This is a genomic window from Maricaulis sp. D1M11 (genome assembly GCF_047308265.1).
Taxonomy (GTDB): Bacteria; Pseudomonadota; Alphaproteobacteria; order Caulobacterales; family Maricaulaceae; genus Maricaulis.
Genome location: NZ_JBKQWY010000005.1, coordinates 295,549 through 305,855, shown reverse-complemented (window position 1 = coordinate 305,855; position 10,307 = coordinate 295,549). Strand labels below are relative to the sequence as shown.

9 protein-coding genes are annotated in these 10,307 nt (G+C 62.0%); all 9 read left to right on the top strand.

Annotated elements, in window-relative coordinates; translation table 11 throughout:
* Positions 1-5: 5 nt before the first annotated feature.
* From mraY to ftsA, 9 genes are read left to right on the top strand one after another with little or no spacing between them, the layout of a single operon-like run.
* Positions 6-1,109 (top strand): phospho-N-acetylmuramoyl-pentapeptide-transferase, encoded by a 1,104-nt coding sequence (mraY, locus tag RMQ97_RS10610; RefSeq protein ID WP_413660851.1) that lies wholly within the window; start codon positions 6-8, stop codon positions 1,107-1,109.
* 7 nt (positions 1,110-1,116) lie between these two features.
* A complete protein-coding gene (gene murD, locus RMQ97_RS10605) occupies positions 1,117-2,532 on the top strand; it encodes a UDP-N-acetylmuramoyl-L-alanine--D-glutamate ligase (protein ID WP_413660850.1) in 1,416 nt (471 codons plus the stop codon).
* Positions 2,529-3,641 carry a putative lipid II flippase FtsW gene (gene ftsW / locus RMQ97_RS10600; RefSeq protein WP_413660849.1) on the top strand — a complete coding sequence of 371 codons (1,113 nt, stop codon included), beginning with the start codon at positions 2,529-2,531 and terminating at the stop codon, positions 3,639-3,641. The genes murD and ftsW overlap by 4 nt, the downstream gene beginning before the upstream one ends.
* A gap of 4 nt (positions 3,642-3,645) precedes the next feature.
* The gene (gene murG, locus RMQ97_RS10595) at positions 3,646-4,746 is read left to right on the top strand and encodes an undecaprenyldiphospho-muramoylpentapeptide beta-N-acetylglucosaminyltransferase (protein ID WP_413660848.1); all 1,101 of its coding nucleotides are present in this window, start codon (positions 3,646-3,648) and stop codon (positions 4,744-4,746) included.
* Complete coding sequence (murC, locus tag RMQ97_RS10590; protein ID WP_413660847.1) at positions 4,743-6,149, top strand: UDP-N-acetylmuramate--L-alanine ligase; 1,407 nt, start codon at positions 4,743-4,745, stop codon at positions 6,147-6,149. Before murG ends, murC begins: the two co-directional genes overlap by 4 nt.
* The gene (murB, locus tag RMQ97_RS10585; RefSeq protein ID WP_413660846.1) at positions 6,146-7,069 is read left to right on the top strand and encodes a UDP-N-acetylmuramate dehydrogenase; all 924 of its coding nucleotides are present in this window, start codon (positions 6,146-6,148) and stop codon (positions 7,067-7,069) included. The genes murC and murB overlap by 4 nt, the downstream gene beginning before the upstream one ends.
* Positions 7,066-7,980, top strand: a complete 915-nt coding sequence (locus RMQ97_RS10580; protein WP_413660845.1) for a D-alanine--D-alanine ligase — start codon at positions 7,066-7,068, stop codon at positions 7,978-7,980. Before murB ends, RMQ97_RS10580 begins: the two co-directional genes overlap by 4 nt.
* On the top strand, positions 7,968-8,870 hold the full coding sequence (locus RMQ97_RS10575) for a cell division protein FtsQ/DivIB (protein WP_413660844.1): 903 nt from the start codon (positions 7,968-7,970) through the stop codon (positions 8,868-8,870). The genes RMQ97_RS10580 and RMQ97_RS10575 overlap by 13 nt, the downstream gene beginning before the upstream one ends.
* Entirely contained in the window at positions 8,867-10,189 is a 1,323-nt protein-coding gene (gene ftsA, locus RMQ97_RS10570) for a cell division protein FtsA (RefSeq protein ID WP_413660843.1), read from the top strand. Before RMQ97_RS10575 ends, ftsA begins: the two co-directional genes overlap by 4 nt.
* The last annotated feature ends 118 nt before the right edge of the window (positions 10,190-10,307 follow it).

The window sequence follows — 10,307 nt, the reverse complement described above, 5'->3', positions numbered from 1 at the left end:
CCGGCATGTTGTATCTCCTGCTTGAGTCCTTTTTCGGTGAGTGGCAGCTCACCAATCTGTTCCGATATATTTCCTTCCGCTCCGGCGGTGCCTTGATGACCGCCCTGGTCCTGGTTTTCCTGTTTGGTGAACCCATGATCGGCTGGCTGCGTCGCAAACAGGGCAAGGGGCAGCCGATCCGCGCCGATGGTCCCGAAAGCCACATTATCAGCAAGGCCGGAACGCCGACGATGGGCGGTTTCATGATCTTGCTGGGCGTCAGTGTCGGCACCCTGCTCTGGGGGGATCTGAGCAATACCTATATCTGGATCGTCATGTTCGTGACGGCGGGTTATGGCGCCATCGGTTTCATCGATGACTACCGCAAGGTGACCAAGCAGACGACGGACGGACTGGGCGGCAAGATCAAGCTGATGGGCGAGTTCGGCATTGCCCTGATTGCCGTGGTCTGGTCGACCCATGCGGCTCGGTCCTACGGGGTCGAGCCGGGCGTCGACACGTCTTTGGCCTTCCCCTTCTTCAAGGATCTTCTGCTGAATCTGGGTCCGCTCTTCTACATCTTTGGCTGTCTGGTCATTGTCGGGGCCGGCAATGCCGTCAACCTGACAGACGGGCTTGATGGACTGGCGATTGTGCCGGTCATGATCGCTGCCGCGACCTTTGGCGTGATCGCCTATGTGGTCGGGCGGGTCGATTTCACCGAATATCTCCAGATCCACTACACGCCGGGGACCGGGGAGCTGCTTGTGTTCTGTGCGGCGCTCATCGGTGCTGGGCTGGGCTTCCTGTGGTGGAATGCGCCGCCCGCCATGATTTTCATGGGGGATACCGGCTCCCTTTCTCTGGGCGGAGCGCTCGGTGCGATCGCGGTCTCCATCAAGCACGAGATCGTTCTGGGCATTGTGGGTGGATTATTCGTGCTGGAAGCCGTCTCGGTGATGGTCCAGGTGGCCAGTTTCAAACTCACCGGCAAGCGCGTCTTCCGCATGGCGCCGATCCACCACCATTTCGAAAAGAAGGGCTGGGCCGAACCCACGATCGTGATCCGTTTCTGGATCATCGCTGTGGTGCTTGCACTGATCGGCCTTGCCACACTGAAGCTGAGATAGGACCCGCATGATCCGTATCCCAGGATATGAAGGACGTCGGGTGGCGATTTTCGGTCTGGGACGGACCGGCATCGCGACCGCCCGGGCCTTGCAGGCGTCCGGCGCCGATGTGATTGCCTGGGATGATGGTGCAGCAGGACGGTCTGCAGCGGAACAGGCCGGGCTCACACTGGTCGATCTGCGGCGCCGGGATTGGGGTGATATCTCCGCCCTGATCCTGTCGCCGGGCGTGCCGCTGACCCATCCTGCGCCACATCCCGTTGTCGAACTGGCACGGGCAGTGGATATTCCGGTCATCGGAGACACGGAACTCTTCGCCCAGGCCATCGCGGCCTTGCCGGAGAAGAAACGTCCGCAAATTGTCGGCATTACCGGCACCAATGGCAAGTCGACGACCACTGCCCTGGTTGCACATATCCTGGCCGAAGCGGGTCGACGGGTTCAGGTCGGCGGCAATATCGGGACCGCCATCCTCTCGCTGGATCCGCCCCGCCCAGGCACGGTTTATGTGATCGAATTGTCGTCCTATCAGCTCGATCTGACCCACACCCTGGCCTGTGATGTTGCGGTCTGTCTCAATCTGTCGCCGGATCATCTCGATCGTCATGGTGGTTTTGAAGGTTATGCGGCAGCGAAGGCCCGGATCTTCTCGATGCAATCCACCACCGGCAAGGCGGTGATCGGTGTCGATGATCCGCACTGCCAGGCGATGATGACCGGGCTTACCCGGTCGAGAGCCCGTGACTGGGTGACCCCGATCGCGTCCGGACGGGTGTTCAGCCATGGCGTCTACGCACTCTCCGGCACGCTCTATGATGCCATGGGCGGCGTATCCCAGCCCGTTATGACGCTCGAGGATGCACCCGCTCTGCCCGGTCGGCATAACGCCCAAAACGCCGCAGCGGCTCTGGCAGTCGTGCGACATCTGGGCCTGAGCCCGCAGACGGCTGTGGCGGCCATGAAAACCTTTCCCGGTCTGGCCCACCGTCAGGAACGTGTCGGCGAACGCGATGGTGTGGTCTTTGTCAATGACAGCAAGGCGACCAATGGCGAGGCAGCTGTTCAGGCTCTGACCTGTTATCCGCGCATCTATTGGCTGGCGGGCGGACAGGCGAAAACAGATGGTTTGGAGAGCACGCTGGATCATCTGGACGGGGTGCAACAGGCCTTCCTGTTCGGTGAAGCCGGCCCGAGTTTCGCGACAGCCCTGATCGGGCGGGTCGAGGCGGATATCAGTGCCACGTTGGATGAGGCGCTCGACAAGGCCATCGCCGCCGCGCGGGCCGATGGCGAGGGCGGAGTTGTGCTCCTGTCACCGGCTGCGGCGAGTTTTGATCAATACTCGAGTTTTGAAGCGCGCGGTGACGCATTCCGGACAGCGGTCCACAACCGCTTGGCTGCATGGCAGGGAGAACCCGCATGACACCTGTTCGTCGCATGACACTTTGGTGGCGCGGTGTGGACCGGACCTTGATGTTTGTGGTGCTGGCGCTGATCGCGACCGGTCTGATCCTGGCCATGGCGGCCAGTCCGGCGGCAGCTGATCGTTTGAACCTGAGTGACCCCTTCTATTTCCTCTACCGTCAGAGCCTGTTTGCCGGATTGTCCGTCCTCGTCGTTTTGGGGCTTTCGGCGCTGAGTGTGAAGGATGCGCGGCGTCTGGCCATGCTGGCCATGCTGGGCGCACTGGTGGTGATGATCCTCTTGCCGTTCATCGGGTATGAGGTGAAGGGGGCGACACGCTGGGTTCGCCTGGGCAGTTTTGGCCTTCAGCCATCGGAATTCCTCAAACCGGGTCTGATCGTCACGTTTGCCTGGTTGCTGGCGGAGGAAAAGCGCGGGGCCCCTGTTCCCGGACGGCTCATCGCGGTACTGGTTTATCTGGTCTGTGTGATCTTGCTGATGCGCCAGCCTGATTTCGGTCAAACCTTGCTGATCACGGCGTGTTTTGGCGGTCTATTTTTCGCCTCAGGCCTGCCCTGGCTGTGGGTCGTGGGGTTTGGCAGCGTGTCGATCGTGGGCGCGGTGGGTGCCTATTTCACATTTCCGCACATCACTGACCGTGTGCAGGGCTTTTTCAATCCGTCCTCCGACGGGCCCACCCAGACTGATCGCGCGGTGGAGGCCATTTCGCGCGGCGGGATTGCGGGTGTCGGCCCGGGCGAGGGTGAGGTGAAACATGTCTTGCCCGACGCACACACGGATTTCATCTTCTCGGTTGCGGCCGAAGAGTTTGGACTGCTCGCCTCGCTCTCCATTATCGGGCTGTTTTCTATCCTGCTGGCGCGCGCCTGGACCCAGGCCATGCGGCTCAATGATCATTTTGTACAGCTGGCCGTCTCCGGACTGGCCCTGCAATTCGGGTTGCAAGCGCTGATCAACATCGCCGTGAACTTGCACCTGATCCCGCCAAAGGGCATGACTTTGCCATTCGTTTCCTATGGCGGGTCGTCCATGTTGGCTCTGGCGTTCGGGGCTGGTCTGATGCTCGCCTTCACCCAACGCCGTCCCGGCGCTTATTCCGCAGTTTGACCTTATGACACCACGCCGTTGTTTAATTGCTGCCGGAGGCACTGGCGGGCATTTGTTTCCCGCCCGGGCCACCGCTGAGACGCTTATCGCACTGGGCTGGGAGGTGCGTCTGATCACCGATGCGCGGGGCCAGCGCCATACGGACGGCTTTCCTGCTGTGGCCGTGGATGTGATCCGGGCGGCGAGCCCGTCGACAAAAAATCCGATCAAACTGGTCAAGGCGGCCCTCGAATTGACCGGTGGTGTCGCCCAGACCCGCAAGATCATGATGGACTGGCGTCCCGATGTCGTGGCTGGATTTGGCGGATATCCGGCCTTTCCGGCCCTGGCGGCGGCGCAATCCATGCGTATTCCCTTTGCCATCCACGAACAAAACGCCGTGCTGGGCCGGGTGAACCGGGTCTTTGCCGGGCAGGCCGCCTTCGTGGCGTCCGGTTTTGATCGTCTCGACCGAGTGTCCGACAAGGCCAAACGCCTGGTCACCGGCAATCCTCTGCGCGCACCCATCGTGGAGGCCCGGCAGACAGGATACACACCGCCTGCAACAGGCGAGGCTGTGCGTCTTCTGGTGCTGGGTGGATCTCTGGGCGCCCGCCTCCTGTCTGAAACCGTGCCGCAAGCGGTCGCAAAACTCCCGGAATCGCTGCGTTCTCGCCTTGATGTCGTCCAACAGACCCGTGAGGAATCCCTCCCCATGGCGCGGGAAATCTATAGCGAGGCCGGTGTGCGGGCCGTGTGTGAACCCTTCTTCGAGAAGGTAGGGGATTTGTATGCGGATGCGCATTTTGTGATCTCACGGGCCGGGGCCTCGTCCGTCTCCGAGATTGCGGGTGTGGGGCGTCCGGCCCTGTTCTGCCCGCTCGGTATCGCCACGGATGACCACCAGAGCGCCAATGCCGAGGGCCTGGTCCAGGCGCTGGCGGCGGATTGCCTGCCGGAAGCCCGGTTCACGGTGGATGCTGTGGCCGAACTTCTGGAAACCCGCCTGTCCGATCCGGATGATCTCGCCGAGCGCGCCCGCGCTGCCCGGTCGCTGGGACGTCCTGATGCGGCAGAGACCTTTGCCAAGGCCGTCAACGGCCTGATGCGTGGAGCTGTAGTATGAAGTTTTCCGCCCTGCCTTTCCCTGTAGGCCCCATTCATTTCGTCGGTATTGGCGGTATCGGTATGAGCGGTATTGCCGAGGTCATGCTGAATATCGGCTATGAGGTGCAGGGCTCTGATATCAAGGCCAGCGCCAATGTCGAACGTCTGCGCTCGAAGGGCGCGCGCGTGATGATCGGTCATGACGGGGAGAATGTGGCGGGCGCCGGTGCGATCGTCGTGTCTTCGGCGATCCGGCCGGACAATCCCGAACTGGTCGCGGCGCGCGCAGCGAAAATTCCGGTGGTGCGTCGGGCGGAAATGCTGGCTGAGCTGATGCGTCTCAAATTCGCCGTCGCCGTGGGTGGTACGCATGGCAAGACGACAACGACTTCGCTGGTCTCGGTGTTGATGGATGCGGCAGGGGTCGACCCCACCGTTATCAATGGCGGGATCATCTCGGCCTATGGTTCCAATGCGAAAGTGGGGCTGGGCGACTGGATGGCGGTTGAAGCGGATGAAAGTGACGGCTCCTTTCTCAAACTGCGGGCAACGGTCGCGATCGTGACCAATATCGACCCGGAGCACATGGAGCATTACGGCGATTTCGACACGCTGCGCGCCGCCTTCTACCAGTTTGTCGAAAACCTGCCATTTTATGGCTTTGCCGTCCTGTGTACCGATCATGTCGAGGTCCAGGCCTTGGCCAGCAAGATTGAGGATCGACGGGTCATCACCTACGGTTTCAACCCTCAGGCGGATGTTCGCGGTGTGAACCTGCGCACCGGACCGGATGGCACCCTGTTTGATGTGGAATTCCGCCTGCGCGGCCAGGATGCGGTGGTCTGGACCGATATCCATCTGCCGATGGTGGGTGAACACAATGTGCTCAATACGCTGGCCTCGCTTGTCACGGCACGAGAGCTCGGGCTGACGGAAGCAGCGGCAAGATCGGCGCTGGCCGGATTTGGCGGTGTGAAACGTCGTTTCACCAAGACCGGTGAGTTTAACGGCGCCAGTATCATTGATGATTACGGCCATCATCCGGTGGAAATCTCGGCGGTGCTCAAGGCAGCACGCCAGGCCTCGACCGGCAAGGTGATCGCCATCATGCAGCCGCACCGGTATTCGCGTCTGGCCGACCTGTTTGAAGACTTCTCGACCTGTTTCAACGACGCCGACAGTGTGATGATCACCGATGTCTTCGCCGCCGGCGAAGACCCCATCGAGGGCATTGATCGCGATCATCTGGTGGACAGCCTCGCGGCACACGGTCATCGCGATACAATCGGTGTGAACCGTGACAGCGTCATGAGCGAGATCGCCCGCCGCGCCGACACAGGTGATGTCGTGATCTTCCTGGGCGCCGGCGACATCACCCAGTGGGCCTATGCGGCACCGGACGAGCTGAAGGCGCTGGCATGAGCCTTGTTGATCGTCTCCCAACCGTTCGCGGGAAATATATCGAACAGGCTCCGCTGAAAGACCTGACCTGGCTGCGTGTGGGCGGCCCGGCGGATGTGCTCTACGTGCCCGCCGATGAAGCGGATCTCTCACGTTTTCTCGCCGAAACGCCCGAAGATGTGCCGGTGCATGTGCTCGGCGCGGGGTCAAATACGCTGGTGCGTGATGGCGGTGTGCGCGGTGTCGTGATCCGTCTCGCTGGCCCCTTTGTGCAGACCGAAGCGCTTGGCGATAACCGCTTGCGTGCGGGGGCCGGAGCCCTCGACAAGCGGGTGGCCAAATCCGCTGCCGATGCAGGGATTGCCGGGCTGGAATATCTGGTGGGCGTGCCGGGCACAATCGGGGGAGCCCTGCGGATGAATGCGGGCTGTTATGATCAGGAAACGGCCGATATTGTCGTGGAAGTGGTGGCGCTGGACCGGCTGGGACGCCGGATCGTCGCAACGCCGGACGAGCTGGCCTATGGGTATCGCCATTGCGGTGCTCCGGCGGACTGGATCTTCACCGAAGCCGTGTTTCAAGGGCAGGCGGATGCACCGGACGCCATTCGTGCGCGCATGGACGCGATTACGGCACGGCGGGAAAGCACGCAGCCCATCCGTGAGAAAACCTCAGGCTCGACATTTGCCAATCCCGATGCACCGGGCACACCCAATCCCCGCAAGTCCTGGCAGTTGATCGACAGTGTGGGCGGGCGCGGTTATCGGGTCGGAGGCGCCCATTTCTCCGAGCAGCATTGCAATTTCCTGATTAACGACGGAACGGCGTCCGCCGCCGATCTGGAACAGGTGGGCGAGGATATCCGGGCCCGGGTCAAACACCAGCACGATATTGATCTGCGCTGGGAAGTGAAACGCATCGGTGAGGGCATCGCGTCATGAGCAAACGTATCGCTGTTCTTCTCGGCGGCCTTTCGCCGGAACGGGAGGTCTCACTGGTGTCCGGCAAGGCCGTCGCAGATGGGTTGCGGGCCAAGGGGTATGACGTCGTCGAGATTGATGCCGGCCGGAATCTGTTCGACCAGTTGGCCGAGGCGGATCCGGACGTCGTGTTCAACGCCCTGCATGGCGAGTGGGGCGAGGATGGCCGGGTCCAGGGTGTGCTCGAACATTTCGGCAAGCCCTATACACATTCCGGTGTATTGGCGTCCTCACTCGCGATGAACAAGCAGATGACCAAGGATGTCCTGCGTGCGGCGGGCATTGCCTGCCCGGAGGGCGTGATCGTGGAGCGGCGCGAAGCGGCGGCCAATCATGTCCTGCCGCCGCCTTATGTGGCCAAACCCAACGCGCAGGGGTCATCAGTGGGTGTGCATATCGTTCTAGAGGGCGCCAATCGTCCGCCGGCCGGTTTGGCGGGAGAAGAAGACCAGCTGGGCGAGGAGATCCTTGTCGAACGTTACATTGCTGGGCGTGAACTGACTGTCGCGGTGCTGGACGACCGGGCCCTAGCTGTCACTGAAATTATTCCAAACACCCGCTTTTATGACTATGAGGCCAAGTACTCGGCAGGCGGGTCGGATCACATCATTCCGGCTCAGATCCCGGAAGACATTGAAATCATGGCGAAGGAACTCGCACTCAAGGCCCATCAGGTGCTGGGGTGCAAGGGCTTGACGCGTTCGGATTTCCGCTATGACGAATCAGCAAATCCACCGCTATGGTTACTCGAAATTAACACCCAGCCGGGCATGACTCCTACATCACTCGCGCCAGAACAGGCGCTCCATGACGGGATGAGTTTTGAAGACCTCGTCATGTGGATGGCGGAGAATGCGTCATGCCCAAGGTAAAACGTGCGGGGTCGGGAGCATCGACCCGGCGCAGGGCAAATCGTCGGTCCGCCGCGGTGTCTGCACCGCGGCGTTTGCGTAACTGGGCGGATGCCCAGCTTCGCAGTGCGCGCTACCGGCTGGCCAATGCGGCGCGGCTCGGCGCCCTGGCGCTTGCCTGCATTCTGACGCTGTCGACCGTTTTGATGATTGCCACCGGGCGGGCCCAGGATGTGCGTCTTGCCCTGGTGGCCGAGGCGCAGACCCGTCTCGCGGATGCGGGTTTCGCTGTTGATGTCATTGATGTGGCCGGTGCGGGCCGTCTCGACGCAGACGAGATTGCGGCCGCCTCGGGCGTTCTGGCCGGTGAGTCGATCTTTGCGGTTAATCCCGACCAGGTGCGTGTGCGTGTGGAGGCTCTGCCGCCGGTGCGCAAGGCGTCGGTCGCGCGGCTATGGCCCAATCGGGTGTCGATCCTTGTCGAGATGCGCGAGGCCTATGCCCTGTGGCAGATGGATGGCGCCCTGCATGTGATCGACCAGGATGGAGCGGTGATGGCCCAGGCGGATATGTCCAATCCGCCAAACCTGCCGCTGGTTGTCGATACGGGGGCAAACACCGCCGCACCGGAAATTGTCGAGGCTCTGCGCCGTCATCCGATCATCAGCGAGCGCGTGGTTGGCGCGATCCGGGTGGGTGAGCGTCGCTGGAATCTGCGCCTCAAGAGCGGTGCGGATGTGCGCCTGCCCGAGGGGGATGTGGCAGCCAGCCTGGCCATTCTGGCCAATCTCCAGGCCGAGCGCGGAATTCTGCGTCTGGCGGCCGAAAGTTTTGATCTGCGCGGCGAGGGAGATCTCGTCGTGCGTGCCCTGCCGGATCGTGACACGGTAGGACGGGAGCGTGACGCATGAGTTTGTTCGGCTTTTTCCGCTCGTCCTCGTCTGCCAATACGGCCCAGGGCAAGCCCGGTGTCTGCGCCGCGCTGGATGTGGGCACGTCCAAGATCGCCTGTTTCATTTCCCGGACGGACCAGACCATTGCCGGTCCGCGCCCGCGCGTTGTGGGGGTGGGGCATCAGTCCAGCAAGGGCGTACGGGCGGGTGCCGTCGTTGATATGGAGGCTGCCGCGGAAGCTATGCGCGACGCGGTCGTGCAAGCTGAGCGAATGGCCGGCCTGGCGGTGTCCTCTGTCTCCGTCACCCTCTCGTCCGGACAGCCGACAAGTTCACGTGTGGCAGCCGAGATCGAGCTTTCCAAAGGTCAGGTCACCGACCGGGATCTGCGTCGCCTGCTGAACGGCGCGCTGGCCCAGTTCGATGCGCAGGACCGGGTAATATTGCACGCTATCCCGTTGGCCTGGTCCGTCGATGATCATCGCGGTGTTCGCGATCCGCGCGGCATGTTCGGGCATCGTCTCGGTGTGGACGTCCATATTATCACGGCAGCCGTTGGACCGTTGCGCAATCTTCTGTCCTGTGTCGAGCGCTGTCATCTGGATCTTAAATCCGTCGTGGCCACGCCCTATGCGTCCGGCCTGTCGGCTCTGGGCGATGATGAGGTGCAGCTCGGCGCTGTGCTGATCGATATGGGCGCGGGTGCGACGACGGCGGCGGTCTTCGCCGAGGGTGCGCTGGTGCATATTGACAGCGTACCGGTCGGCGGATCGCATGTGACGTCGGACGTGGCGCGGGGGCTGTCCACGCCCCTGTCTGCCGCCGAACGCCTGAAATCACTCTATGGGTCTGTACTCGACAGTCCGGATGATGATCAGCAGATGATCGAGGTTCCCCCGGTGAGTGGCGAGATCAATCAGGGTTACGGATCTGCACCGCGCAGCCTGCTCAATTCCATTATCCGGCCTCGCCTGGAAGAGACGTTCGAACTGATTCGCGATCGTCTGGACGCGGCGGGTGTGTCTGATCTGGCCGGGCGGCGCATGGTGCTGACCGGCGGTGCATCGCAAATGCCCGGCACAGCAGAACTCGCCGCGCGTGTGTTCGCGAAACAGGTTCGCACGGCGGGCCCCGGAGGAGTTTCGGGTTTGGGAGATGCCGTGTCCGGTCCGGCCTTCAGTGCCGTTGCGGGTGTGGTGCGTCGTGAAACCCGCGGTGCCGCCGAAGCCATTTCCGGCCCGCCTCAGGTTGGGTCTTCCCGACAGGGCGCGGTGTCTGAAGCACCTGAGAAAGCGTCATCAGGCGGGATGTTGCGCTGGTTCGCCGAGAGTTTCTGAGCGTAACGGGCCTTGTGCAGACGCTTGTGTGTTTAACACAGAAATTAATGTTTCAGCGGGTCATGCTTAACACTCGCTTAAGTGCCTTGGCGCGATCATGTCGGTTGAATCGCTATTA

What these genes read in the sequence shown, in the direction of transcription:
- murB (WP_413660846.1), top strand. Translation starts at nt 6,146, where the DNA reads ATGAGCCTTGTTGATCGTCTCCCAACCGTTCGCGGGAAATATATCGAA.
- mraY (WP_413660851.1), top strand. Translation starts at nt 6, where the DNA reads ATGTTGTATCTCCTGCTTGAGTCCTTTTTCGGTGAGTGGCAGCTCACC.
- murG (WP_413660848.1), top strand. Translation starts at nt 3,646, where the DNA reads ATGACACCACGCCGTTGTTTAATTGCTGCCGGAGGCACTGGCGGGCAT.
- RMQ97_RS10580 (WP_413660845.1), top strand. Translation starts at nt 7,066, where the DNA reads ATGAGCAAACGTATCGCTGTTCTTCTCGGCGGCCTTTCGCCGGAACGG.
- murC (WP_413660847.1), top strand. Translation starts at nt 4,743, where the DNA reads ATGAAGTTTTCCGCCCTGCCTTTCCCTGTAGGCCCCATTCATTTCGTC.
- ftsW (WP_413660849.1), top strand. Translation starts at nt 2,529, where the DNA reads ATGACACCTGTTCGTCGCATGACACTTTGGTGGCGCGGTGTGGACCGG.
- murD (WP_413660850.1), top strand. Translation starts at nt 1,117, where the DNA reads ATGATCCGTATCCCAGGATATGAAGGACGTCGGGTGGCGATTTTCGGT.
- RMQ97_RS10575 (WP_413660844.1), top strand. Translation starts at nt 7,968, where the DNA reads ATGCCCAAGGTAAAACGTGCGGGGTCGGGAGCATCGACCCGGCGCAGG.
- ftsA (WP_413660843.1), top strand. Translation starts at nt 8,867, where the DNA reads ATGAGTTTGTTCGGCTTTTTCCGCTCGTCCTCGTCTGCCAATACGGCC.